General features: G+C 37.4%; 25 protein-coding genes. 4 read left to right on the top strand and 21 right to left on the bottom strand.

What is annotated here, in order from left to right; all coding sequences use genetic code 11:
- Positions 1-17: 17 nt before the first annotated feature.
- From Q0874_RS09185 to Q0874_RS09085, 21 genes are all read right to left on the bottom strand, one after another.
- Positions 18-1,160, bottom strand: coding sequence for a VWA domain-containing protein (locus Q0874_RS09185; RefSeq protein ID WP_299162159.1), 1,143 nt, complete (start codon positions 1,158-1,160; stop codon positions 18-20).
- Between the two features lie 66 nt (positions 1,161-1,226).
- Positions 1,227-1,829 carry a bifunctional phosphoribosyl-AMP cyclohydrolase/phosphoribosyl-ATP diphosphatase HisIE gene (gene hisIE, locus Q0874_RS09180; protein ID WP_299162157.1) on the bottom strand — a complete coding sequence of 201 codons (603 nt, stop codon included), beginning with the start codon at positions 1,827-1,829 and terminating at the stop codon, positions 1,227-1,229.
- A 33-nt stretch (positions 1,830-1,862) separates the two neighbouring features.
- On the bottom strand, positions 1,863-2,618 hold the full coding sequence (gene hisF, locus Q0874_RS09175) for an imidazole glycerol phosphate synthase subunit HisF (RefSeq protein WP_299162155.1): 756 nt from the start codon (positions 2,616-2,618) through the stop codon (positions 1,863-1,865).
- A gap of 3 nt (positions 2,619-2,621) precedes the next feature.
- Positions 2,622-3,143, bottom strand: coding sequence for a DinB family protein (locus tag Q0874_RS09170; RefSeq protein ID WP_299162153.1), 522 nt, complete (start codon positions 3,141-3,143; stop codon positions 2,622-2,624).
- Positions 3,140-3,916, bottom strand: coding sequence for a 1-(5-phosphoribosyl)-5-[(5-phosphoribosylamino)methylideneamino] imidazole-4-carboxamide isomerase (locus Q0874_RS09165; protein ID WP_299162151.1), 777 nt, complete (start codon positions 3,914-3,916; stop codon positions 3,140-3,142). The genes Q0874_RS09170 and Q0874_RS09165 overlap by 4 nt, the downstream gene beginning before the upstream one ends.
- The gene (locus Q0874_RS09160) at positions 3,917-4,324 is read right to left on the bottom strand and encodes a GNAT family N-acetyltransferase (RefSeq protein WP_299162150.1); all 408 of its coding nucleotides are present in this window, start codon (positions 4,322-4,324) and stop codon (positions 3,917-3,919) included.
- A gap of 6 nt (positions 4,325-4,330) precedes the next feature.
- Positions 4,331-4,912, bottom strand: a complete 582-nt coding sequence (hisH, locus tag Q0874_RS09155) for an imidazole glycerol phosphate synthase subunit HisH (protein ID WP_299162149.1) — start codon at positions 4,910-4,912, stop codon at positions 4,331-4,333.
- Positions 4,913-4,961: 49 nt separating this feature from the next.
- Positions 4,962-6,113, bottom strand: coding sequence for a bifunctional histidinol-phosphatase/imidazoleglycerol-phosphate dehydratase HisB (gene hisB, locus Q0874_RS09150; protein WP_299162147.1), 1,152 nt, complete (start codon positions 6,111-6,113; stop codon positions 4,962-4,964).
- The gene (hisC, locus tag Q0874_RS09145) at positions 6,113-7,153 is read right to left on the bottom strand and encodes a histidinol-phosphate transaminase (protein WP_299162145.1); all 1,041 of its coding nucleotides are present in this window, start codon (positions 7,151-7,153) and stop codon (positions 6,113-6,115) included. Before hisC ends, hisB begins: the two co-directional genes overlap by 1 nt.
- A 23-nt stretch (positions 7,154-7,176) precedes the next feature.
- On the bottom strand, positions 7,177-8,469 hold the full coding sequence (gene hisD / locus Q0874_RS09140) for a histidinol dehydrogenase (RefSeq protein ID WP_299162142.1): 1,293 nt from the start codon (positions 8,467-8,469) through the stop codon (positions 7,177-7,179).
- Positions 8,466-9,323, bottom strand: a complete 858-nt coding sequence (gene hisG / locus Q0874_RS09135) for an ATP phosphoribosyltransferase (protein WP_299162139.1) — start codon at positions 9,321-9,323, stop codon at positions 8,466-8,468. The genes hisD and hisG overlap by 4 nt, the downstream gene beginning before the upstream one ends.
- A gap of 202 nt (positions 9,324-9,525) precedes the next feature.
- Positions 9,526-10,341 (bottom strand): prohibitin family protein, encoded by an 816-nt coding sequence (locus tag Q0874_RS09130; protein WP_299162136.1) that lies wholly within the window; start codon positions 10,339-10,341, stop codon positions 9,526-9,528.
- An 11-nt stretch (positions 10,342-10,352) separates the two neighbouring features.
- Positions 10,353-12,386, bottom strand: coding sequence for a vWA domain-containing protein (locus tag Q0874_RS09125; protein ID WP_299162133.1), 2,034 nt, complete (start codon positions 12,384-12,386; stop codon positions 10,353-10,355).
- A gap of 85 nt (positions 12,387-12,471) precedes the next feature.
- Positions 12,472-13,218, bottom strand: coding sequence for a 3-oxoacyl-[acyl-carrier-protein] reductase (gene fabG, locus Q0874_RS09120; protein ID WP_299162130.1), 747 nt, complete (start codon positions 13,216-13,218; stop codon positions 12,472-12,474).
- Positions 13,219-13,345: 127 nt separating this feature from the next.
- Positions 13,346-14,218 (bottom strand): succinate--CoA ligase subunit alpha, encoded by an 873-nt coding sequence (sucD, locus tag Q0874_RS09115; RefSeq protein WP_299162127.1) that lies wholly within the window; start codon positions 14,216-14,218, stop codon positions 13,346-13,348.
- Between the two features lie 66 nt (positions 14,219-14,284).
- A complete protein-coding gene (locus Q0874_RS09110; protein ID WP_299162125.1) occupies positions 14,285-15,220 on the bottom strand; it encodes a UDP-3-O-(3-hydroxymyristoyl)glucosamine N-acyltransferase in 936 nt (311 codons plus the stop codon).
- 91 nt (positions 15,221-15,311) lie between these two features.
- Positions 15,312-15,878: an elongation factor P gene (gene efp, locus Q0874_RS09105; protein ID WP_299162122.1), complete on the bottom strand. Its 567-nt coding sequence runs from the start codon at positions 15,876-15,878 to the stop codon at positions 15,312-15,314.
- A 6-nt stretch (positions 15,879-15,884) separates the two neighbouring features.
- Complete coding sequence (lpxA, locus tag Q0874_RS09100) at positions 15,885-16,670, bottom strand: acyl-ACP--UDP-N-acetylglucosamine O-acyltransferase (protein ID WP_299162119.1); 786 nt, start codon at positions 16,668-16,670, stop codon at positions 15,885-15,887.
- Between the two features lies 1 nt (position 16,671).
- Positions 16,672-18,069 (bottom strand): bifunctional UDP-3-O-[3-hydroxymyristoyl] N-acetylglucosamine deacetylase/3-hydroxyacyl-ACP dehydratase, encoded by a 1,398-nt coding sequence (locus Q0874_RS09095; RefSeq protein WP_299162116.1) that lies wholly within the window; start codon positions 18,067-18,069, stop codon positions 16,672-16,674.
- 3 nt (positions 18,070-18,072) lie between these two features.
- Positions 18,073-19,098 (bottom strand): UDP-3-O-(3-hydroxymyristoyl)glucosamine N-acyltransferase, encoded by a 1,026-nt coding sequence (gene lpxD / locus Q0874_RS09090; protein ID WP_299162113.1) that lies wholly within the window; start codon positions 19,096-19,098, stop codon positions 18,073-18,075.
- 165 nt (positions 19,099-19,263) lie between these two features.
- Positions 19,264-20,493: an HD domain-containing protein gene (locus Q0874_RS09085; RefSeq protein WP_299162111.1), complete on the bottom strand. Its 1,230-nt coding sequence runs from the start codon at positions 20,491-20,493 to the stop codon at positions 19,264-19,266.
- Between the two features lie 37 nt (positions 20,494-20,530).
- On the opposite strand from Q0874_RS09085, the gene Q0874_RS09080 reads away from it, so the two are divergent.
- The 4 genes from Q0874_RS09080 to Q0874_RS09065 all read left to right on the top strand — a co-directional run bounded on the left by Q0874_RS09080 (position 20,531) and on the right by Q0874_RS09065 (position 24,934).
- Positions 20,531-22,075, top strand: coding sequence for a bifunctional response regulator/alkaline phosphatase family protein (locus Q0874_RS09080; RefSeq protein ID WP_299162109.1), 1,545 nt, complete (start codon positions 20,531-20,533; stop codon positions 22,073-22,075).
- Positions 22,076-22,439: 364 nt separating this feature from the next.
- Positions 22,440-23,204: a hypothetical protein gene (locus Q0874_RS09075; RefSeq protein ID WP_299162107.1), complete on the top strand. Its 765-nt coding sequence runs from the start codon at positions 22,440-22,442 to the stop codon at positions 23,202-23,204.
- Between the two features lie 267 nt (positions 23,205-23,471).
- Positions 23,472-24,527 carry a class I SAM-dependent methyltransferase gene (locus Q0874_RS09070; protein WP_299162105.1) on the top strand — a complete coding sequence of 352 codons (1,056 nt, stop codon included), beginning with the start codon at positions 23,472-23,474 and terminating at the stop codon, positions 24,525-24,527.
- Between the two features lie 59 nt (positions 24,528-24,586).
- Complete coding sequence (locus tag Q0874_RS09065) at positions 24,587-24,934, top strand: hypothetical protein (protein ID WP_299162102.1); 348 nt, start codon at positions 24,587-24,589, stop codon at positions 24,932-24,934.
- Positions 24,935-25,152: the final 218 nt, after the last annotated feature.

Raw genomic sequence — 25,152 nt, 5'->3', positions numbered from 1 at the left:
AGTATTATACTAATGTTTTACTTTAATCTTTTTTTTCTATTCTGTTCATAATCTTCGAAAATCATTTCCCCTAAACCTTCAAGCCCGGTGAAAAAAGCCTTTCCATTATTGGCTTCTGTAAAATGCCTGATGAATTGCCTTAAATATGGATCCTGTGCTATCATAAAAGTTGTAATAGGGATATGTAATTTTCTTGCCTGTCTTGCTGTATTGTAACATTTTTCGACAATAAAATCGTCGAGACCAACACTATTTTTATAATAGGTGCCATCCGGCATTCTCAGACAACTGGGCTTGCCATCCGTAATCATAAAGATTTGTTTATTGGTATTTCTTTTTCTCCTCAACATATCCATAGCAAGCTGTAAACCGGCAACAGTATTAGTATGATATGGTCCTACTTTCAGGTAGGGAAGCTCCTTTATGGGAATAGGCCAGGCATCATTACCAAAAACCAAAATGTCCAGGGTATCTTTGGGATACCTTGTAGTAATTAGCTCGGCCAGAGCCATGGCAACTTTTTTGGCAGGTGTTATACGATCCTCTCCGTATAAAATCATAGAATGGCTAATGTCTATCATTAGCACTGTGCTCATTTGCGCCTTATAATGTGTGTCTTCTACTACAAGATCATCCTCCGTAAGAGAAAAACCATCCATCCCATGATTGATCTGGGCATTTTTCAAACTTTCTGTCATAGAAATATGCTCTAAAGAGTCTCCGTATCGATACTCCCTGAAATCACCGGTATGCTCATCTCCAGGGCCTGATTTCCCGGTCTTATGGTTACCTGCACCGCTTCTCTTTAGCTTACCAAAAATTTGATCTAAAGCACGCTGACGAATAATTCGTTCCATTTTAGCAGTGATCGACAAACTGGCTTCACCTGGTTCACCATTTCCTTCTCCTCCACCCTCTTCCAATTCTTCTCGCAAGAATCCCTTTGCCTTCAGGTCCTCAATAAAATCATCAATGGTATAGTTCTCATCTGTGAGTTCATACTCCTTATCCAATTCCCGCAACCAATCCAGGGCCTCATCCACATCACCTGAAGTATGTGTAATAAGTTCCTGAAAAATCTCAAAAAGTTTTTCAAAAGGGGTAAGCTGAGGTGCTTCGTAGTTTAAAAATCTAAAGCCTTTTCCTGTTTTCATAGCCATTAGCTAAAAATAACACATTTAATAAAATGCAGTATTAAATTTAAGAAAACTTAAGGGTTTAGGATCTTAAATTTTATGCCTGCTTTTTAGAATGTCGACAACATCTTTAAGAAGATGACCTTTGGCCTGCAACAAAATCAGGTAATGAAAAAGCAAGTCGGCACTTTCTTCAAGGAAAAGCTTTTCATTGTCATCCTTGGCTTCAATAATAGTTTCTACTGCTTCTTCACCAACTTTCTGAGCAATTTTGTTTATCCCGCTTTTAAACAAAGAACTAACATAACTCTTTTCATTACTATCATTTTCTTTTCTATCTGAAATAATGGCTTCAAGCCGGGTTAGAAAACCAAAATTCTGAACATTATCTTTATTCCAACAGGTATCGCTTCCCTTATGACAAGTAGGTCCTACCGGGTTTGCAGAAATTAAGAGTGTATCGTGGTCACAATCAATTTCAACATTAACCAGATTCAGAAAATTACCACTCTCTTCCCCTTTTTGCCATATTCGTTTTTTGCTTCTGCTGTAAAAGGTGACTTTTCCTGTTGCCATAGTTTTATTAAGGGCTTCCTCGTTCATGTAGCCCAGCATTAAAACATTTTTAGTAGTTGGGTCCTGGATTATTGCCGGCACAAGACCATCTTTGTTTTTATCAAATGCTACTTCCATAGAATAATTCTTTTAATGCCAAATAAAATATTGTTATAGTCTAACAGGAATGCCATTATCCTGTAATTTCTTTTTTAGATCTTTTATCTCCATTTCCTTAAAATGAAATACACTAGCAGCTAATGCAGCATCGGCCTTGCCATCATTAAAAGTATCAATAAAATGCTGCATGTTACCAGCCCCTCCGGATGCAATTATTGGAATGTTCCGCTCTGTTGATAGCCTGGCTAATGTTTCATTGGCAAATCCGTTTTTTGTGCCATCATGGTCCATCGAAGTAAACAATATTTCTCCCGCCCCTCTTTCCTCAACTTCCTTTGCCCATTGAAAAAGCTCTATTTCAGTTGGTACTTTACCTCCTACAAGATGTACTTTCCATTCACCTTTTATTTGCTTTGCATCTATGGCCACTACGATGCACTGAGAACCAAATTTCGCGACAAGTTCATTAATTAATTCAGGGTTTTTAACCGCCGAAGAATTTATAGAGACTTTATCTGCCCCATTATGAAGCAGAATATCAACATCTTCAACGGAAGAAATACCTCCACCAACCGTAAATGGGATGTTAACTTTCTCTGCTACCCTTTTTACCAAATCAGCAAGCGTCTTTCGTCTTTCCTCGGTTGCGGAAATATCCAGAAATACCAACTCGTCCGCCCCTTCATCTGCATACACTTTTGCAAGTTCTACCGGATCTCCGGCATCTCGCAAATCGACAAAATTTACGCCTTTTACGGTACGACCGTCCTTTATATCCAGGCAAGGAATTATTCTTTTAGTAAGCATTCTCTAATTTTCGTTTTTAATATTCAAGTCTCTACCATCATAAAATCCTAAATCCTTGTTGATCAACTGCTTTGTCCAAAATGCAATTTGGCCCGTATGATAGGAATAATGTTCAACAGCATGAATAACAATTCCAATTCCCGAGAGATCATATCCCTGCACTACACGTTTTTTTAGTAACTGACTTTTACTACAATTATCTAGTACAAGCTTTGCTTTGTGAACGGTATCCTCTAGTTTTTGTATTAGTTCACTTCTTGTAAAACCATCAGATATTGAAAATTCTGCATCTCTATTTCTCAGATCATCTTGTTCTCCTAAAGATGCAATTATATATTGTGTTATATTGCCACATATATGAATTATTTGGTTACCAATACTATTGGAAGATTCATTTGGTTTTTTCCAAATATTAGATTCTTCAATTGACTTCAGACTAATTTTATTCATTCGGGTACTCTCATCTAGTCTGTAAACAGAATTCTCCAAAAATTCCGACATCCATTCATCTCTTATATTATTCATACTGATAATATAAATTGTTCTAATTGTTTTAAACTAATCTTATTCTCGTAAATGGCTTTGCCTAGTATGGCACCTTCGCAACCAATTTCCTGCAAAGCCGGTAAATCATCAAAATGCGCTATTCCACCACTGGCAATAAGATTTATTCCCGGAATTTTCACATCTTCCACACCACTCATGCTTACCACCGTCTTATTTATACTCGTTTCTTCAAGAAGCCGTTTGTATAATTCTATTGCCGGCCCGGCCAACATCCCGTCCTTTTTAATATCCGTGCAAATGATATATCGGATCCCTTGCTTTTGGTAATCTTTAGCAAATGGAATCAATTTCTTATCTGATTCTTCCTGCCATCCTGTAATTGCAATACGTTCGTCTTTAACATCTGCTCCCAGGATGATTCGCTCTGCTCCATAGGTTTCAATCCATCCCAGAAAGGTATCACGGTCATTTACTGCAATGCTCCCTCCGGTTATTTGTCCGGCACCGCAGTCGAAGGCAATTTTCAAATCTTCATTGGTCTTCAGCCCCCCTCCAAAATCAATTTTTAAATTTGTGTTAGTGGCAATGGTTTCCAAAACCTTATGATTTACAATATGTTTTGCTTTTGCTCCATCAAGATCAACAAGGTGAATATATTGAATTCCGTGAGCTTCAAATTTGAGCGCTACTTCCAAAGGACTTTCGCTATAAATTTTTTTTGTATTGTAATCTCCCTGTGAGAGCCTGACACATTTACCTCCTATAATATCTATTGCCGGGATTAATCTCATTTATCTAATTTTTTGCATCCATGTTTCTGGTTCAGAAATTTGGTGAAACCCATATTTTATATAAAATCCATGGGCATCTCTGGTTCTTAAACCAAACCCATTTACTTCTTTGATCTCGGGTAAATTCATAATATAATCCATCAAAAATCTGCCTACTCCTTTGTTCTTGTATTCATCTATAACAAATACGTCCATTAACCATGCAAACACTACATAATCTGTAACAAGTCGCGCAAAACCAATTTGCGCATTACCGTCAAATACAGCAAAACAAATGGAATTTTCCATAGATTTCACAACTTCTTCTTTGCCTCGCCCCTTTGCCCAGTATGATTGCTTTGAAAGATAATCATGGACCAAATCAATATCCATTTCACGTATATCTGTACTGATTCTAACTTCTTTCATTTCCCTCTATAATGCCAGAAAGTTTTTTAAGATCCGAGCTCCAACTTTACTGCTTTTTTCGGGGTGAAACTGAACCCCATAAAAGTTATCTTTCTGTAAAGCACTACTATATGCCATTTCATATTCTGAGACTGCTATAGTTTCTTTGCAAATTGGGGCATAATAACTGTGCACCAGGTAAATATGATCTTTTTCAATTACATCCTTAAATAAAGCAGATTTAAGATTTGTTATTTGATTCCATCCAATTTGCGGGACTTTAACACTGTTAGTAAACCTGACCACATCGGTATCAAAAATACCTAAACCCGATGTATTGCCTTCTTCTGAAGTATTGCACATTAACTGCATCCCCAGACAAATGCCTAAAACCGGCTGTTTTAATTCCGGAATTATCTTGTCCAAACCACTTGCTTTTAGTTTATTCATAGCACTACTTGCTTCCCCAACACCTGGAAATATCACTCGGTCGGCCGCCATTATCTCTTCCGCTTTATCACTCAATACAGCCTCAACCCCAAGGCGTTTGAAAGCAAATTTTATACTTTGGATATTACCAGCACCATAATTTACTATAACCAATTTCATGTACTTAAATACTTTGGCGATTATTTATTTCGATACTCCGAATCAGATTCTAAAGCATTCCCTTTGTTGTTGGCAATAACATTTTATCCACATCGCGTTTTACCGCCATCTTGATTGCTTTTGCAAATGCCTTAAATATAGCTTCAATCTTATGGTGTTCGTTGGTTCCTTCCGCTTTAATGTTCAAATTGGCTTTTGCTCCATCAGAGAAAGATTTGAAGAAATGATAAAACATTTCAGTTGGCATCTTACCAATCATTTCCCGTTTAAACTCAGCTTTCCAAACTAACCAGCTACGTCCTCCAAAATCAAGAGCTACCTGTGCAAGACAATCATCCATTGGCAGGCAAAAACCATAACGTTCCATTCCCAACTTATTTCCTAATGCTTTATGGAATACCTCACCCAGGGCAATCCCTGTATCTTCTATGGTATGGTGTTCATCTACTTCTAAATCACCCTTTACACTAATATCCAGGTTCATCTGGCCATGCCGGGCAAGTTGGTCCAACATATGATCAAAGAATACAATACCGGTGGAAATATTACTTATGCCCGTTCCATCTAAATTAAGTTTAATCCTAATATCAGTTTCTTTAGTTTTTCTTGAAATTTCAGCAACTCTGTTTTCCAGTTTTAAAAAATCATAAATGGCCTTCCAATCTGCCGTTTCCAGGACAATTGTTTCCTTTAAGTCCTCTTCTTCAACAGTGATTTCATTTGTTCCCAAAAACGTATTTGTATTTATATAAATTCCTTTCGATCCCAAGTTTTTTGCCAATTCCATATCGGTTAACCGATCGCCAATAACAAAAGAGTTTTGCAGGTCATATTCTTCAGCGAAATACTTTTTCAACATTCCTGTACCGGGTTTTCGGGTCTCCGCATTTTCATGTGGGAAGGTTCGATCTATGTGGGTTTCTGAAAAGACTATCCCCTGGCCCTCAAAACATTTAAGAATAAAATTATGTGCTGGCCAAAATGTATTTTCAGGAAACGTCTCGGACCCAAGACCATCCTGATTAGTCACCATGACCAATTCAAAATCCAATTCCTTGGCTATTCTGCTTAGATAGCTAAGGACTCCCGGATAAAATACTATTTTTTCTAAGCTATCTGTTTGTTCGTCGGGCGGTTCCACAATAAGCGTACCGTCGCGATCAATGAATAAGACCTTCTTCTTGGTCGGTTGTAGTGCCATTACAAGGAGTTTAATACTTTTAACAATGTTTCGTTCTCTTCCGGGGTACCTATTGTAAACCTAAGGGTATTATAGCAAAGTGGTTGTGTTGATCTGTTGCGGACCACCACCCCCAATTCTAATATTTCCTGGTACCTTTTATCTGCATCATCTACTTTTACCAATATAAAATTGGCATCTGTAGGGTATATTTTTTTTACATATGAGATTTTGGCTAACTGCCCTATCATTCGATCTCTTTCCGATAAAATCTCAGCAATCTGCTCTTCTACTAAAGCGGTATTCTGAATCATTTGAAATGCCTTTCGCTGAGTAAGTTCATTTACATTATACGGCGGCTTTATACGATTCAAGATCGTTATTATATTTTCAGATGCATAACAAACACCTAATCGTAAACCGGCCATTCCATAGGCCTTGGAGAATGTCCTGGTAACCATAAGATTAGGAAACTGGCCAAGTTTATTAAGCCAACTACCCTGGGTTGCGAAATCTATGTATGCTTCGTCTACAACTAGTAAACCTTGAAAGTTATTCAGCAGGTATTCTATATGTTTAACAGAAAAACTATTCCCGGTAGGGTTATTAGGTGAACACAGGAAGATAACCTTGGTTTTCGAATTTACAGACTCCAAAATTCTATTCACATCAAGCTCAAAACTTTCCGTCAAAAGAACCTCCCTGTTCTCTATTGCATTAATACCTGCCAGAACTTTGTACATTCCGTAAGTAGGTGTCATCGTAATGACATTATCTTTATGTGGTTCACAAAAGGCTCGGAAAATCAGATCCAATACCTCATCACTTCCATTTCCAAGCAGAATATTAGCTGGAGATAAAGAAGAGCTTTTTGCCAAAAGAGTTTTAAGCTTACGTTGTTGCGGATCCGGATAACGATTGATCCCATTAGAATAGGGGCTCTCATTGGCATCAATAAATACCATTTTAGAGCCATCAGAGGTATATTCATCCCTGGCAGATGAATAAGGTTTTAATCCCCTGACATTTTCCCGTACTAATCTATAAAGGTCAAATTTCATAAACCACATCCTTTAAGCAAATGCTATTGCTTGTTTTTTAAACTTTGAAGTCGCAGAGAAACTGCATTTTTATGAGCCTGAAGTCCTTCTGCTTCTGCCATAACTTCAATGGTATTACCAATATTCCATATACCGGTTTCAGATATTCTCTGAAACGAAATACTCTTCATAAAACTGTCCAGATTTACGCCACTATACTGTTTTGCATATCCGTTTGTCGGCAAAGTATGATTGGTGCCTGAGGCATAATCACCAGCGCTTTCCGGGGTATAATTTCCCAGAAAAACAGAACCAGCATTTACCACGTTTCTAATATAATATTCCTCGTCTTCACAACAAACAATAAAATGTTCCGGCCCATATTCATTAATTAGTTCGATGGCAATTTTATCATTTTCCACAAAGATCAATTTACTATTTTCAATTGCCTTTTTAGCGATGGCGGCTCTCGGTAGCTCGATAATTTGTTTTTGCAATTCCTCCTCTACTTTGTCCATAAGCGATTTGGATGTAGACACCAGTATGACCTGACTATCTGTACCATGTTCGGCCTGACTTAAAAGATCTGAGGCTACAAAACCCGCATTGGCAGAATCATCTGCCACTACTAAAAGCTCGCTTGGCCCCGCTGGCATATCTATAGCGACACCAAACTTGGTTGCAATTTGTTTAGCTACGGTAACAAATTGATTACCTGGCCCAAATATTTTATAAACCTGGGGTATACTTTCTGTTCCAAATGCCATTGCCCCTATTGCCTGAATTCCACCAACTTTAAAGAGCTTTGTAATGCCACAAAGTTTAGCGGTGTAGAGAATAGCTGGATTTATTTTCCCGGATTTATCGGGAGGTGTACATAAAATCAACTCTGAACATCCCGCAATATTGGCAGGTATTGCCAGCATTAGAATAGTTGAAAACAAAGGAGCTGTGCCACCAGGGATATAAAGGCCGACTTTTTGAATTGCCCTTTTTTCCTGCCAGCATATTACACCTGCTGTAGTTTCTATTTCAATTTTTGACGTTTTCTGAGACTCATGAAATTTTTCAATATTAGATTTTGCTGTTTGTATTGCAACTTTTAGCTGTTCTGACACCAATGTTTCAGCTTCAATAAACTCATCAGGGCTTGCCAATAAATCAGTTAATTCAACTCGGTCAAATTGTTTCGTATATTTATGTAAAACCTTATCGCCACCTGCCTGTACTTCATTAAAAATCTGCATTACAGTGCGTTCTATATCTTCAACAGTTTGAGTTGGACGCTGCAAGATAAAAGGCCAGTCCTGTTTTTTAGGATTGAATATTTTTTTCATAACACCATTTTCTCAATCGGGCATACTAATATTCCCTCAGCACCCAGCTGTTTCAATTCATTAATGACTTCCCAGAATTTATCTTTATTGATTACCGTATGAACTGAGCTCCAGCCTTCTTCTGCCAGGGGCAAGACTGTTGGACTCCGCATTCCAGGTAATATTTTAATAATATCTTCTAATTTGTCATTCGGAGCATTCATCAAAATATATTTGGATTGTCTGGCAACCAGTACCGATTTTATTCTAAACCTCAGATCTTCCAGAATTTCTCTCTGCTTCTCCGCGATCATTGGTGATACGGCTAAAACAGCTTCACTCCTGAGCATTACTTCTACCTCCTTAAGATTATTTTTGAATAAGGTACTACCACTGGATACTATGTCGCAAATAGCATCGGCTAATCCGATATTAGGGGCAATTTCCACAGAACCGTTAATAATGTGAAGCTCGGCCTGAACCCCTTTGCCCGACAGGTATGCATTTAGGGTATTTGGATATGAGGTAGCAATCCGTTTTCCTTCCAAATCCTTGATCTCAGCATAAGTACTGGATTTTGGGACGGCCAGGGAAACCCTGCATTTTGAAAAGCCCAGATTTTCCGCCACAGCGATATTGCCTCCTTTTTCTTTAAGCACATTCTCCCCAATGATAGCGACATCTACTACACCATCTTTCAGATATTGTGGAATATCGCCATTTCTAAGGTAAAACACTTCCATTGGAAAGTTACGTGCCGAAGCTTTCAATTGGTCTTTACCATTATCAATAGAAATACCACAGTCTTTTAGAACTTTTATTGAATCTTCGTTAAGCCTCCCCGACTTTTGTATGGCTATTTTTAATTTCTCCATTTGTTAAATTTCATTTTCAAGCAATCAAAAAGATTTAAAAGCAAAACCCGTTTGATTGCTCAAACGGGTTAGATATATTTTGGAATACAACAATACATTTCTACCTCGCCTGAGTGCAAGTGTACAAATGATGATGTGTATTTTTAGTTCTCATTAGATTGTAAAATTAGAATTTATTTTTATTTCACAAAACTTATTGTAATTAATTATTTCCTAAAATAAGAGGTAACCCATCTCCACCCGAACCTATTACGACGACTTTGGCATTTGGAGATTCTGCCATTTTTAAGGTGGCATCTATCCCCTTGTCTTTGAGAATTTTATCGGTTAAAGATGCGCTAAGTATCTTGTTGGCATCTGCCTTTCCCTGAGCTTCAATACGCACTTTATCTGCCTCCTTTGCTGCGGTTATTAAAAGAAATTCATATTCCAATGATTCTTGTTCCTGCTTTAGCTTTCTTTCAATGGCCTCTTTAATTGTCGCAGGAAGAGTAACATCGCGGATAAGAATTTCATTCAATTGTATATACTGATCCTCTACAATTCCCTTGGTTTCCTCATAAATCTCTACCTGAATGGCGTCTCGTTTACTGGAGTATAATTGTTCAGGGGTGTATCTCCCGACTACGCTACGCGCTGCAGACCTGATCGCAGGAAGAAGAATACGCTCTTTATATTGTTCGCTTTTTTCCTGATGTAATTTGCCTAGGGAAAGATAATCAGGTTGAAACCAGGCAGAGGCATCGAGCAGGATGTCCAAACCATTACTGGAAAGCACACTCATCTTTTCAAAAACTTCCTGTTGTCTTACTTCGTAAATAAAAACTTTATTCCAGGGAGCAACTATATGAAAACCTTCATTAAGAGGAGGTTCATCCGTCACTACTCCGTTCCCAAAAGTTTTAAATAGAACCCCCGCTTCACCAGAACCTATGGTTACTGCTGATTTAGAAATTAGTATAATCAATAAAATAATTATAAACACTGCTGGCAGTGCTATTTTTGGTAATTTATCCATTAGATATAATATTAAATTAGTCCGTTATATTTTCTTATAAACCACTCCGCTGTCAAAGCTGCAACAATGATTCCCAAGAGAATTTTAAAATCTATCAAAGATACGACATTTTGCTTGCTTTTTTGGATTGGCACAAACCTATTGTCTTTAATGATGTCCTCAATGAAATTAGAAACCTGGGAAGGAAAATAAAGTGTCGCATTGGTGCTTTTAGCCAACCTATCTAATTTCTTATAATTACTCGATAACAATTGTTTTTCTAAGTCGTAGTCCAGTATTGTGAATTTTCCTGTTTTAGTAAGATTTTCATCCTTCACACTTGCCGTAAAGCTATAATCCCCGGATGGCAGTGTACTGATATCAGCTTCGTAATACCCTTTCTTAAGCAACATAGGAATTTGCCTGCTAGTGTTATTCTCAATACCACTTAATATTAAATTTAGTGTTGCATTATTATCAAAAACAAAGGTTTCATCAAAATAAGTAGCCTTTATAGTTGCTTCATTTAAGCCCTGATAAATATTTTCGTACTCCAATGTGAGCCTGCTTCGTGGTTTGCTATTTGCCAGGAATAAAATAACCTTAGAAATAAAATCATCAAATTTTTTAAACTCCTGATCTTCCCTGTAACTCTGTACGCGCCATTTCCAAATATTTTCACCAAAAAGGATGGCCTCGCGACGTAAATTGGTTTCAAGTACCGTAAAAAGAGGTTCATTCAAATCTACTCCCTTGATTCGTTGACTCAACATATTTTCATAAGATGCCGTTATAAGTAATTCGCCCAAAGTTGTCTCAACGGGAGGATATTCGGATACTGTAAGATCTGAGATATCAAAATGCGTAAATCCCGCATTTAAAATAGGGGTTACTTCTTCTTTCTGATCATAACTATTCTTTTGAAAACTATTCTGCACTTTATTAAGAAATGTCCAATCTGTCTTGGGGCCGGTGATAGTAAAAATATTTGCCCCTTTACTTTCTATATAAGAATATACCTTTTCAAAAGACGTGTCTGGCTGATATATAATAAATAAATCAAATTGTTCCAGTTCATTAGGTGATAAGGATGGTTTTATAATTGATACCGATCGTTGCTCATTACTTTCAATTGCTTTTTTTAAAGCACCCAGATCCGGATGAAGCATGTTGGAAACTAGTGCAATGTTGGTTTTTTCATCTATTACTTCTATTCCTATTTGCCTGGAATTATTGGCAATGTTCCTTTCATTTTCCAAAGGACTAAGGCTAATCTTTATATTCTTTATTCCAACAGTAATGGCATCCAACACAGCATTGATAATCTGGGAATTCTCGGTCTCACTTAGAACAATTTGTTTTCTATATAGGTTTTGACCAGCTTCTGTAATGGTCAGAGTGGTTGACACCGTATTTTTGCCCTGGTAGGAAACAAAAATTTCCATAGGGTATTTATTTTTTAAAAAGGCGTATTTGTTTGTGTTTACCTGATCTATTCTGATATCCTGATAACTTGTTGTATCTCCAACAACCAGCGGGTAAATGGGGAATTTTTGCCTTCCTCCGGAGAATTCATAATCTTCACCCAGAGTCTGGTTTCCGTCCGTAAGCATCAAAATAGCTGTATTGCTTCCCGCAAAAATATCTTTTAGTGATGAAAGAGCGCGTCCTATATTCGTAGCTTTCTCCGTAAATGATAAACTGTCCAAAGAATTTAACTCTGTCCCAAATACATATTCAGAGACATTAAACTTTTCCGCAATACTAGTATTCTCTTCAATCAGTTTTTTGGCATTAACAAGCTGATTAACCCCGTTTGCCTGACCAATTGATGAAGTATTGTCTGCTAAGATAATTAGATTCGCCTTCTCCAAAGAATATTGCTCTTTGGTGATTTTTGGATTTATTAGAAGTAAAAACACACAAAATAATGCTACAAATCTCAAAAAGGAGAGTGCTATATATAAAGTGCCTTTGCTCTTGGATTTGTAGTAGTACTGAAATATAACCAACCCCAAAGCCAAGATCGCAGCAAATAATATCAGGAATACCGTTTGTAGTTGCATGAAACTTTTTGGATAACACCTAACTGCCGGAACCCAATCCAGTCAGTAGTCTTGCGCTGGGGTTAATAAATCGTGTGACCGGGCATTATGTTAACATACCGCCATCAACATTTAAAACTTGTCCGGTAATATAATCAGACAGATCTGAAGCAAGAAATAAACAGGCATTTGCAACATCTTCAGGAGATCCACCGCGTTTTAGTGGAATTGCCTCTCGCCACCCTTGTACAGTGTTTTCATCTAATTTATCGGTCATTTCAGTTTCAATAAATCCTGGTGCAATAGCGTTACAACGAATATTTCTGGATCCAAGTTCAAGGGCAACAGATTTTGTAAATCCGATAATCCCTGCCTTGGAAGCTGCATAATTTGTTTGACCCGCGTTACCTTTTACGCCAACCACGCTGCTCATATTAATTATGGAGCCTTTGCGCTGTTTTAACATTGTCCGCTGAACAGCTTTGGTCATGTTGAAAACAGATTTTAAATTGATCTCAATAACAGTATCAAAATCCTCTTCTCTCATTCGTATTAACAGATTATCTTTTGTGATACCCGCATTGTTAATTAACACGTCTATTCCTCCGAAATCCTCCAGAACCTGAACAACCAGCTTCTCAGAATCTGTAAAACTTGCCGCATTACTTTTATAGGCTTTTGCCTTTACTCCTTTAGAATTTAGCTCCTTTTCCAATTCAAGCGCGGGAGCTTCACTGGAACTATATGTAAAGGCTATATTAGCTCCATGTTCAGCCAAAACCCTGGCAATACCCATACCTATACCCCGACTTGCACCGGTAATAATAACATTCTTCCCGTCTAATATTTTCATATCATTGTTTTGTTTCCTAACTCGTATTTCAAAGATAAGTTTTGTTTCACATAAAGGCTAAAAAAAATCCCGACTAATTCGGGATTTTCCTCTCAGATATACCGAGGATTCTTGTTGTTATTTTGTACTATCCGACTACTTCTTTAACCTTCTTTCCTATTTCAGCAGGAGAATCCACTACATTTATTCCACACTCGCGCATAATGCGTTTTTTAGCCTGAGCAGTATCATCTGTTCCTCCCACTATTGCCCCGGCATGACCCATAGTTCTTCCTGCAGGTGCCGTTTCACCGGCGATAAAACCTACAATTGGTTTTTTACTACCACTGGCTTTATACCATTTGGCGGCATCCGCTTCTAGTTGACCCCCTATTTCTCCTATCATTACAACACATTCTGTTTCGGGATCATTAATTAGCAATTCTACTGCATCTTTGGTTGTAGTACCAATTATTGGATCACCACCAATACCAATAGCCGTTGTAATACCCAATCCCTGTCTCACTACCTGATCAGCAGCTTCGTATGTTAAAGTACCAGATTTAGATACAATACCAATAGTTCCTTTCTTAAATACAAAACCGGGCATAATACCTACTTTAGCCTCTTCCGGTGTAATTACACCAGGGCAATTTGGTCCTATTAGAGTGCAATCTCTGTCTTTAATATAATTATTAGCCTTTACCATATCAGCTACCGGAATACCTTCAGTAATGGTAATAATGACTTTTATTCCAGCATTTGCAGCTTCCATTATTGCATCTGCAGCAAATGCCGGTGGTACAAAAATGATTGTAGTATCTGCACCTACACTTTGAACAGCTTCCTCAACAGTATTAAAAACAGGTTTTCCAAGGTGCTCGTGGCCACCTTTGCCCGGAGTAACTCCTCCTACTACATTCGTGCCATAGGCTATCATCTGTTCCGAGTGAAATGTCCCTTCACTACCTGTAAAGCCTTGAACAATAATCCTGGAATCTTTATTTACTAATACGCTCATTGTGAATTTGTCTTTTTAGTTATGCAAAAATATATTTTTGAAAACTATTTTTGGGTGGTTAATTGCTTATTGTTTGTTTAAATCTTTTAAAATTGATGAGAGATTTCGCAGATGGGCTAATTCTCTGAATTTTTCTCGGGCTTCACCAGCCGGACTTCCCAAATAACTTTTGCCCCCTTCGAGAGATCTGCCAATACCCGCCTGCGCCATTATTACTGCTTTCTTTCCTATGGTAATACCGCTTATTATCCCAACCTGACCCCAAATAGTAACCTCATCCTCAATTACTACACAGCCTGCAATTCCTGTTTGTGAGGCAATCAAACAATTTTCTCCTATTACCGTATCATGTCCCACCTGAATCTGATTATCAAGCTTGCTGCCTTTCTTAATTGTTGTATCACCGGTAACCCCCCTATCTATGGAGCATAGTGCACCGATATCTACATGGTCCTCTATTACTACACGTCCTCCGGAAAGCAACTTATCATAGCCCTCTGGCCTTCTTTTGTAGTAGAAAGCATCGGCTCCAAGAACTGTACCTGCATGAATTGTGACATGATCGCCTATAACACAATTGTCATACAGACAAACATTGGAATGAATTGTGCAATTATCACCAATTACGACATTATTACCAATAAAGACATTAGGCTGAATATGAGTATTCTTTCCTATTCTGGCAGATTTTGAAATCGACAAATCTGATTTTTCGAACGGCTTAAAGTAATTCGTAAGTGTATTAAAATCCCTAAAAGGATCCTCGGATATCAGCAGTGCTTTCCCAAAGGGGCAATCTACTTTTTTGTTTATTAAAACTACAGTCGCTTTAGAATTTAGGGCTTTGTCATAATACTTTGGATGATCTACAAAAACAATATCACCTTCTTCCACAACATGTATTTCGTTCATCCCATAAACAGAAAAATCATCCGCCCCTACATATTCAGAGTTGATGATTGCTGCAATTTGTTTTAAAGTGTATGGCTTTGGAAATTTCACGAAAAGTTTATCTAAATTAACAACTTAAAATATAAATCAATGATCAAAATAAAATAACCTAATACATTTAAATACAGATATTTATCTATATTTATTCTTTTGCCCTCTCCATATAAGAGCCCTTTTCAGTATCAATTTTAATTTTATCCCCTTCATTAATAAAAAGTGGTACATTTACTTTGGCTCCGGTCTCAACAACCGCTGGCTTCGATGCATTTGTAGCAGTATTTCCTTTAAGTCCGGGTTCTGTATGGGTAACTTCTAAAATGACACTGGCGGGCATATCCACGGATAATGGCATGCTATCTTCCGTGTTAAACATTATTGTAACTACTTCGCCTTCTTTTAAAAGTCCCGGAGCGTCCAGAATATCTTCCTGAAGTGAAATTTGATTATAATCATCAGTATTCATAAAATGATAGGTTGTGCCATCGGAATACAAAAACTGATAAGACCTTGTTTCCACACGTACATCTTCAATTTTATGCCCGGCAGAGAAAGTATTATCCAAAACTTTTCCGTTTGTTACGCTTTTAAGTTTGGTTCGTACAAATGCAGGTCCTTTACCCGGTTTTACGTGTAAAAACTCAATAACCTTATAAATATCATTGTTGTACTTAATGCACAATCCTTTTCTAATATCGGATGTATTTGCCATAGATAATTAATTTGTACTAAAATAGCCTTTCATTATCCCCCTTTGGGAATCACGAATAAACTGTAAGATTTCATCTCTTTCGGGCGTAGCTTCCATTTCTGCTTCAATGATCTGTACAGCCTGAGTGTTGTTATAATTCTTCTGATAAAGTATTCTGTAAATATTCTGTATCTCCCTGATTTTATCTGAATCAAATCCTCTCCTTCGCAGTCCGACGGAATTTATTCCAACATATGACATTGGTTCTCTTGCGCCCTTGACATAAGGAGGAACATCTTTACGCACTAAGGATCCGCCAGTTACAAAAGCATGGTTTCCAATTGAAACAAATTGATGCACAGCCACCAGACCTGCAAGAATAACATTATCGCCAATCGTTACGTGTCCTGCAAGGGTTGAATTATTGGAGAAAATACAATTATTGCCTACAAAACAATCATGGGCAATATGGCAATAGGCCATAATAAGACAATTTTTACCAATGACTGTTTTCATTCTGTCATGGGTACCTTTGTGAATGGTAGCACACTCCCGGATTGTGGTGTTGTTACCAATAACCACAGTAGTTTCTTCCCCTTCATATTTCAAATCCTGAGGCGGTGCTGATATTACGGCACCGGGAAAAATATTGCAATTCTTTCCTATGCGGGCACCTTCCATAATAGTAACATTGGAGCCTATCCAGGTACCATCGCCAATTATCACATTGTTATGGATAGTGGTAAATGGTTCTATAACCACATTTTTTGCAATTTTAGCTCCTGGGTGAACGTAGGCAAGCGGCTGATTCATGCTAATCTTCTTGTTTTGTTTTTACGATTTGGGCCATTAATTCTGCTTCGGACACCAATTTTCCATTTGCATATGCATAAGCCTGCATATGACAGATTCCTCTTCGTATTGGTGAGATAAGATCGCACTTAAAGATTAAAGTATCTCCAGGGACGACTTGTTGTTTAAATTTAACATTGTCGATCTTCATAAAGAAAGTAAGGTAATTTTCAGGATCAGGAACTGTGTTTAAAACCAGTATTCCCCCTGTCTGTGCCATAGCTTCTACCTGTAAAACCCCAGGCATGACAGGCGCTCCGGGAAAGTGTCCCACGAAAAATGGTTCGTTCATGGTAACATTTTTTACCCCTACCACATGAGAATCAGAAAGTTCCATTATTTTATCAACCAAAAGGAAAGGTGGCCTGTGTGGCAACATTTTCATAATTTGAGTGATGTCCATTAATGGAGGTTGATTTAAATCGAATTTTGGAACCTTATTCCTTTTTTCCAATTTAATTATTTTGGACAGCTTTTTGGCAAATTGAGTATTTACGTAATGTCCGGGCTTATTGGCAATTACTTTCCCCTTAATTCTTGTTCCTGCCAATGCTAAATCTCCAATTACGTCCAATAATTTGTGTCTGGCAGCTTCGTTTGGTTGATGTAATGTCAGATTATCTAAAATACCATTAGGCTTCACCGACAGTTTTTTCTTATTAAAAGCCTTTTCAAGCTTCTTCATGGTGGGAGCTGAAATTTCCTTGTCTACATAAACAATGGCATTGTTCAAATCACCCCCTTTTATTAACCCATTTTCCAATAACATTTCCAATTCATGAAGAAAACTAAATGTCCTGGCATCTGCAATTTCACTCTTAAAATCTGCTATTTTCTCTAGGGTAGCATTTTGTGTCCCAAGAACCTTGGTGCCAAAATCTACCATGGTGGTAATTTTGTAATCCTCCGCAGGAATTAATGTTATATCACTTCCGGAAGCTTCATCTTTATAAGTAATTACTTCTTTAACAACATATTCTTCTCGCTCGGCGTCCTGTTCTACAATTCCGGCCTTTTCAAGCGCCTCGACAAAAAACTTGGAAGATCCATCCATGATGGGTGGTTCAGGGGCATCCAATTCTATTAAAACATTATCTATCTCCATGCCCACCAATGCTGCAAGAACATGTTCCGAGGTTTGGATCTTAACGCCTCTTTTCTCAAGATTAGTCCCTCTTTGAGTGTTAACCACATAATTCGCATCTGCTTCTATAATTGGTTCCCCTTCCAGATCAACTCGTTTAAAAGCAAAGCCGTGGTTCTCGGTTGCAGGAACAAATTTCATGGTAACTTTCTCTCCGGTATGCAAACCCACGCCGGTTAATGTTACTTCATTTGCTATTGTACGCTGTTTTGCCATCCTTTATTTATCGTCACTTTTTTTTTCCAAATTATTAATCCTGTTCTCCAGTTTTGGTAGGTTTTTAAAATGAACATAAGATTTATTATAGTCTGCATAGTTAAATGCAGGTGATCCCTGTATGAATTCATCATCTTTTACATTTCTACCTATTCCTGATTGTGCCTGTATCCTAACCCTGTCGCCAATAGTTATATGTCCAACAATGCCAACCTGGCCCCCAATCTTGCAATTTCTTCCAATTTTGGTAGACCCCGCTATACCTGTCTGGGCTGCTATAGCCGTATGCTCTCCAATCTCAACATTATGAGCAATTTGAATTTGGTTATCCAGTTTTACACCATTTCTAAGAATGGTTGATCCGAGCGTTGCCCTATCTATAGTAGTTCCTGCACCAACATCTACATTTTCCTCCAGAATTACATTCCCGGTTTGAGGAACTTTACTATACTCCCCATTTGAATTAGGCGCAAAACCAAATCCATCTGCTCCAATGATTGCCCCACTATGAATTACACATCCCTTTCCGATTATTGATTCTGAATAAATTTTGGCTCCTGCAAAAATCAGAACATTATCCGCTATGGTTACATTGTCACCTATATAGACATTCGGGTAAATTTTTACATCATTACCAATTTTTACATTGTTACCCAAATATGAAAATGCTCCCAAATAGAAATTTTCTCCATAAGTGGCAGATTCTGATAAAAATATGGGCCTTTCCAGTCCCGTTTTGTTATTCTTAACCTGATTGTAATATTCTAATAATTTTGAAAAAGATTCGTAGGCATCATCAACCTTAATCAAGGTAGTAGTAATGGCCTGCTCTGGGACAAAATCTTTATTTACAAGAGTGATTGATGCTTCGGTGCTATATATAAAAGAGGTGTATTTGGGATTAGCCAAAAAAGTTAATGAACCAATTTCTCCTTCTTCAATCTTAGCCAATTTATGCACAGCAACTTCTGGGTTGCCTTCTACCTCACCCTCCAAAATACCTGCAATCTGACTAGCTGTAAATTTCAAATTTTAAAATAATTTAACCCTGTGTTTAGATTCAGACAAAAGTAAGAAAAATTGATTAATGGTATTAAGCAGAATACATGTGCATAAATCCCTATAAATTAGCATATTAAGACTTTCAAAACGCTTTCAAGAAATTGGAGGTGACCAAAATTCAGAATATTAGAGCTAAAGATCATCTTTTGGATAACAGATATAATATTTAGTTACCGTCTCAGACAGGGAGGTTAAATTTAAATGATCCGATGCTTTGGCAACATCTAATAATTTACCATTACTGCGTAAAATATTTATATTCTGGCTATGACGATTATAGGCCTTGTTCTCTATAATTCCTCGGAATACAAAATAGGAGGTTTCTGTTTCGCTCAACTTGTATTTTGTTCTAAAATTCCCAAAAAGTTCATTAAATCTCTTCTCCTTTTCAGGCTGGTCTTTTAGCCTTATATTGAGCAATCTTCGATTCAGAATCATCCCGCAAAGTTTTGACAAAACAAAGTCACTGTTATGCTGCCATTGTTTTATCGCAGCCAATATATCCGTGTCATCGAGACTTGCAAAAAGATCCAAGACCTCCAAATTAAAATTCTCCTTGTCTATTTTGTTTTTCAAAAAGAACATGAGAGCCGGGCTACAAGCCAATTCAACATTCATACCAACCAGTTCCTTTGCCCTCTGTAATGTTTTAATTAGCAATTGCTCAGCTACTAATCCTGTTTTATGAAGGTATACCTGCCAATACATAAATCTTCTGGCCATTAGAAATTTCTCTACGGAATAGATTCCCTTTTCTTCAACAACCAAGATGCCATCCACAACATTTAACATCGTTATTAAACGCTCGGCATTTATATTTCCTTCTGCAACGCCAGTATAAAAACTATCCCGCTTCAAATAGTCTAATCGGTCCATATCCAATTGACTGCTGACCAGTTGATTCAGAAATTTTTTTCTATACGTGCCTTTAAAAATTTCAATTCCTAAAGTTAAACTTCCGTTAAACTTGCGGTTAAGTACCTCCATAAAAAGGTGCGAAATTGCTTCATGATTTATTCCTTCTACCAAACTATGTTCCATAGCATGTGAAAAAGGCCCATGGCCAATATCGTGCAATAAGATAGCACATAGTAATCCTTGTGCTTCCTCATCTGAAACCTCAATCCCCTTAAAGCGAAGTAGTTGTATTGCTTCCTGCATTAAATGCATACTGCCTAATGCATGATGAAAACGAGTATGATGTGCTCCCGGATAAACCAGATATGAAAGCCCCATTTGTGAAATACGCCGAAGCCTTTGAAAATATGGGTCCGCTATCAGGTTGAAAATTAGTGCATCTGGAATTCTAATAAATCCGTAAATTGGATCGTTGAATATTTTAAGCTTGTTTGATTTTGACAAAATAGCTATTGTTTTCAACGGTAAAGATAAGGACTAAATGGACAAGATAACAATCCTTTGGGTAGATGATGAGATAGATTTGCTAAAGCCCCATATTATTTTTCTGGAAGGCAAAAACTATCAGGTAGTAACTTGCAAAAGCGGTCAGGATGCATTGGAAGAAATTAGAGCCCGGAATTTTGATATTGTTTTTCTCGATGAGAATATGCCGGGAATTTCCGGTTTGGAGACATTAGCTGAGATTAAAGCAATAGATACAACCCTTCCGGTAGTAATGATTACCAAAAGTGAAGAGGAGTATATCATGGAAGAGGCTATTGGCTCAAAAATTGCCGACTATCTTATAAAACCAGTCAATCCTAATCAAATACTTCTTTCACTTAAAAAAAACTTAGATCACTCTCGTTTGGTATCAGAAAAGACGACTTCCAACTACCAGCAAGAGTTCAGAAAGATCTCGATGGACCTATCTATGGTCAACTCTTATGAAGAATGGGCAGATCTTTATAAGAAGCTTATTTATTGGGAATTACAATTGGAAGAAATAGAAGATTCCGGGATGTTTGAAATTTTGGAGTCTCAAAAAGTTGAAGCTAATAATCAGTTCGGAAAATTTATTGAAAAGAATTATGCCAACTGGTTTGAGGATGGTGATGGCCCGGTAATGTCGCATACCTTGTTTAAGGAACTAATTCTGCCTGAAATCAAGGATACCCCTACCCTCTTATTGGTGATAGACAATTTAAGGTATGACCAGTGGTTTTCATTCGAAGATGTACTAACGCCTTATTACAAGAAAAGCAAGGAAATGCCATATTACAGTATTCTGCCAACTGCTACACAATATGCGCGAAATGCCATTTTCTCGGGCCTTATGCCCCTGGGAATGGAAAAAAAATACCCCGAATGGTGGAAGAACGATACGGACGAAGGGGGAAAGAATTTATTTGAGGATAAATTCCTTGGAGAACAATTAAAACGATTGGGACTTGACTTAAAATGGGAGTATCATAAAATCAGTAGTCTTAAACAAGGTAAACATCTTTCTCAAAACTTTCGTTCCCAAAAGAAAAATGACCTTACGGTTCTGGTGTATAATTTTGTGGATATGCTTTCACATTCCAAAACCGAGATGGATGTTATTAAAGAATTGGCATCCAATGATAAGGCTTATCGGTCCTTAACCAATAGTTGGTTTAAGAATTCGCCTCTTCTTGAGATCATTCAACAGGCTCAAAGTATGGGCTTAAAATTAGTCATTACTACAGATCACGGAACTATAAATGTAAAACAACCTTCTAAAGTGATTGGAGACAAAGAGACCAGTCTTAATCTTAGATATAAAACAGGCCGGAGTCTTACATATAATAGCAATGATGTGATAGAGGCCAAAGACCCTGCTAATATTCATCTGCCAAGTATTACAATGAGTAGTTCATTTATTTTTGCAAAAAATGACTTGTTTTTTGCTTACCCAAATAATTACAACCACTATGTGAGCTATTACAGAAATTCTTATCAACATGGAGGTGTTTCTCTGGAGGAAATGATTATACCATTTGTGGTGCTGGAGCCAAGATAATCATATTTGCGTTTTTACTTTTTTCATGTGTTAAACCAACAAGAATTGCTAAGAATCCTTCCGGTAATTAATGGGCATTTTATCAAATTATTGATTCTTGCTAGAATCTAATTAGACTTACCACGACTAAACTTTGCCCTCTAAGGATTATTTCAAATAGATTTGTCTGGAAATCATTTGGTAAATAAAAAAGGCATTTCGGACATTTAAAGCGAGGCTTCGTCCTTTGAGATGGTTTAAATTTTTGAATTTCAACTTTATTTGTGTATTAAACTTTGGAATAGTGATGTAAAGCACTAAATATGCGGGGCTTTACCTAAAATACTATTCTATATCTGAATACTAACTTTAAAACAACCATGGAATGAGAAAAGGAATTACATTTTTAGTCATCTGCTTATTGAGTTTTCAATTTGCAATGGCCCAGGCAATCACAACGCATCAATATAGAAAGGTAGCACCTGAAAATATGCAGGAGTATTTAAAAAGAGAAACTACGTATTGGGCCAAATGGGCAGAAAAGGAAGTTACAAAAGGCAACCTGACATTTTGGGCCATTTTACAAAGGGTCGGAGGTGTAAACCAGGATACCAGCCCGAATATCCTAATAATAAATACTTTTAAAGATATTGACAAAGGAGCAGATTGGGGAAGTATAGACGCAATGTTTCCGGATGTTAAAATGGAAGATATTGCAACATGGGAGATTAGCACCAATATGCATCACGTATTCCTGAGCGATCTTCCCAACCATATCCGGGCAGAAAATTCAACCAATGATGATTATAAATTTGTGCGGATCATTTATCACGACACAAAAAATTCAGGGCAGCACCTTGCTTTTGAAGCCGAGAAATGGAAACCTATGGTAGAAAAGGCCATGAAGGAAGGGAAAACTAGCATGAAAGGCTGGGGTAATCAGGCCATCATTTCTCCGGTTACTTCTTCGTTCACCTATAGCAGCTATTCCTATGATATATTTTCCTCCCTGCAAGAAGCATTATCACCTGCTTTTAGCGATGACTGGGCCGCACCTGAAGGATTTTGGGATGGCTTTCAGGAGAACTATAACAAACGTAATTCCAACGTTTACAGAATTGTTGCAGGTGCATCTGCCCCTACAGAGTAAACAAACCTGAAAGTATTAAAGACAAATGGAAAGCCTTGAATAAATATTCAAGGCTTTTTTTGGTAATTAGATAGATCACAATTTCTTTCAAAGAGCACATTTTAACTTTTAGCATATTCTGGCCTTTGATAAATAAAGAATATTATTCGGACATTAAATGAAGGCTTTAGTCCTTGATGACTTGCTGTATATTATTATTAATTAGCAATTTAGACTCATCTGATAAGATAAATTGATTGGTTAATATTAACAAATAACTTCAGAATTATGGAACTAGATGAACAAAAATTGCATGCTTTATTGGGGAAAGTTGTAGTGGAAATGGGTGCTGCTGCCAACGGTCCTCTTATTACTATTGGAGATAAGCTTGGACTGTACAAATCACTATCAGAATTAGGGCCAATGTCTGCTGCTCAATTGGCCAAAGCAACAGAAACTGCAGAAAGATATGTCAGGGAATGGCTGGCAGCTCAGGCGGCATCGGGCTATGTAGAATACGATAATGTAAATGATACATTCTTTATGACCCCGGAACAAACAGCAGCTTTTGGTGATAAAAATAGCCCTGTGTTTATGACCGGTGCTTTTTATGCAATTACCTCGCTGTATCACGATGAACCCAAAATGGTAGAAGCATTTAAATCCGGGGAAGGTATTTCCTGGGGAAATCATAATAAATGTTTGTATTGCGGGACTGAGAAATTTTTTAGTCCCTCATACGAAGGCAATTTAATCTCAAGTTGGATTCCGTCACTTAGTGGTGTTGAAGAAAAACTTAAAAGAGGTGCAAAAGTTGCTGACATTGGTTGCGGACATGCAGCTTCTACAATTATTATGGCCAAGGCATTTCCAAATTCCACGTTCATTGGGGTTGATTTTCATGACAAATCTATTGAACATGCCAAATTAAAAGCAAAAGCTTCAGGTGTTAATAATATTTCCTTTCAAGTTTCCACAGCTAAAGAACTTCCCGGCGATGGCTATGACCTTATTACATTCTTTGACTGCCTTCATGACATGGGAGACCCGGTTGGAGCTTGTGCGCATGTAAAGAACGCATTAAAACCTGATGGCAGCTGCATGATTGTTGAACCATTTGCTCATAACACTTTAAAAGATAATCTCAATCCAGTAGGAAGAGCTTTTTATGCATTTTCCACACAGCTTTGTGTACCTTGTTCAATTAACCAGGAAGTTGGATTGGCACTTGGTGCACAAGCAGGTGAAAAAAGGTTAAAGGATGCTATTATGTCTGGTGGCTTCAGTCGTTTCAGACGTGCAACTGAAACCCCATTTAATTTAATTTTAGAAGCACGGCCCTAACGAATAGAAACCAAAAAAACTAAACTCGTTTTTTAAATTAATACCAAAACATTTTAAATATGGGAAACATACAGCTTACCGCAAGATTTTTAATACATGAAGGTAAAGAGGAAGAATTTAAAAGCATAGCAGCTCAGTGCCTGAATATTGTAAAGGAGAAAGAAAAAGATACCACCTTGCAATACGACTGGTTTTTTAATACAAAGGGGAATGAGTGTGTTGTAAGAGAAACGTATTTAGATTCAAATGCAATCTTTCTTCATTTGGGAAACCTCGGAGATTTACTAGGCCAGTTCCTTCAGATAGCTGACTTTTATCCAGAGATTTACGGGAGTCCCTCTAAAGAAATTCTGAACGCCATTAAAGACATGAACCCTAAAACTTATTCCCTTTATCAGGGTCTTTAATTGGATTAGATCTTAGGTCTAAGGTTTTTATTATTTATCCAAACAGGATTATTAAGGTTCCCTAATTCAGAGCCTAAATTGTAATGCTCCAGGGTCAGCCTGATGGTTAATTTATAAATCCTAAGTCTTTTCCAAATAAACAGCCCTTCAATTGAAGTTTATCCTCGTTTATTAATAAAAATTAACATAATTACTCATTATCTTTGAATAGCGCAGTT

The sequence above is a fragment of the uncultured Eudoraea sp. genome, assembly GCF_947490415.1.
Taxonomy (GTDB): Bacteria; Bacteroidota; Bacteroidia; order Flavobacteriales; family Flavobacteriaceae; genus Eudoraea.
The sequence above is the reverse complement of the archived record's forward strand: the minus strand, read 5'-3'. Positions and strand labels throughout refer to the sequence as shown.

Bases quoted from the DNA above. Each gene is read 5' to 3' on its own strand.
- Q0874_RS09130 (WP_299162136.1), bottom strand. From the start codon at position 10,341: ATGGATAAATTACCAAAAATAGCACTGCCAGCAGTGTTTATAATTATT.
- Q0874_RS09080 (WP_299162109.1), top strand. From the start codon at position 20,531: ATGGACAAGATAACAATCCTTTGGGTAGATGATGAGATAGATTTGCTA.
- hisC (WP_299162145.1), bottom strand. From the start codon at position 7,153: ATGAAATTTGACCTTTATAGATTAGTACGGGAAAATGTCAGGGGATTA.
- Q0874_RS09170 (WP_299162153.1), bottom strand. From the start codon at position 3,143: ATGAATAATATAAGAGATGAATGGATGTCGGAATTTTTGGAGAATTCT.
- Q0874_RS09125 (WP_299162133.1), bottom strand. From the start codon at position 12,386: ATGCAACTACAAACGGTATTCCTGATATTATTTGCTGCGATCTTGGCT.
- hisF (WP_299162155.1), bottom strand. From the start codon at position 2,618: ATGCTTACTAAAAGAATAATTCCTTGCCTGGATATAAAGGACGGTCGT.
- fabG (WP_299162130.1), bottom strand. From the start codon at position 13,218: ATGAAAATATTAGACGGGAAGAATGTTATTATTACCGGTGCAAGTCGG.
- Q0874_RS09185 (WP_299162159.1), bottom strand. From the start codon at position 1,160: ATGGCTATGAAAACAGGAAAAGGCTTTAGATTTTTAAACTACGAAGCA.
- hisB (WP_299162147.1), bottom strand. From the start codon at position 6,113: ATGGCACTACAACCGACCAAGAAGAAGGTCTTATTCATTGATCGCGAC.
- Q0874_RS09095 (WP_299162116.1), bottom strand. From the start codon at position 18,069: ATGGCAAAACAGCGTACAATAGCAAATGAAGTAACATTAACCGGCGTG.
- hisIE (WP_299162157.1), bottom strand. From the start codon at position 1,829: ATGGAAGTAGCATTTGATAAAAACAAAGATGGTCTTGTGCCGGCAATA.
- sucD (WP_299162127.1), bottom strand. From the start codon at position 14,218: ATGAGCGTATTAGTAAATAAAGATTCCAGGATTATTGTTCAAGGCTTT.
- Q0874_RS09075 (WP_299162107.1), top strand. From the start codon at position 22,440: ATGAGAAAAGGAATTACATTTTTAGTCATCTGCTTATTGAGTTTTCAA.
- Q0874_RS09065 (WP_299162102.1), top strand. From the start codon at position 24,587: ATGGGAAACATACAGCTTACCGCAAGATTTTTAATACATGAAGGTAAA.
- hisH (WP_299162149.1), bottom strand. From the start codon at position 4,912: ATGAAATTGGTTATAGTAAATTATGGTGCTGGTAATATCCAAAGTATA.
- lpxA (WP_299162119.1), bottom strand. From the start codon at position 16,670: ATGAATCAGCCGCTTGCCTACGTTCACCCAGGAGCTAAAATTGCAAAA.
- hisD (WP_299162142.1), bottom strand. From the start codon at position 8,469: ATGAAAAAAATATTCAATCCTAAAAAACAGGACTGGCCTTTTATCTTG.
- Q0874_RS09070 (WP_299162105.1), top strand. From the start codon at position 23,472: ATGGAACTAGATGAACAAAAATTGCATGCTTTATTGGGGAAAGTTGTA.
- Q0874_RS09165 (WP_299162151.1), bottom strand. From the start codon at position 3,916: ATGAGATTAATCCCGGCAATAGATATTATAGGAGGTAAATGTGTCAGG.
- hisG (WP_299162139.1), bottom strand. From the start codon at position 9,323: ATGGAGAAATTAAAAATAGCCATACAAAAGTCGGGGAGGCTTAACGAA.
- Q0874_RS09160 (WP_299162150.1), bottom strand. From the start codon at position 4,324: ATGAAAGAAGTTAGAATCAGTACAGATATACGTGAAATGGATATTGAT.
- efp (WP_299162122.1), bottom strand. From the start codon at position 15,878: ATGGCAAATACATCCGATATTAGAAAAGGATTGTGCATTAAGTACAAC.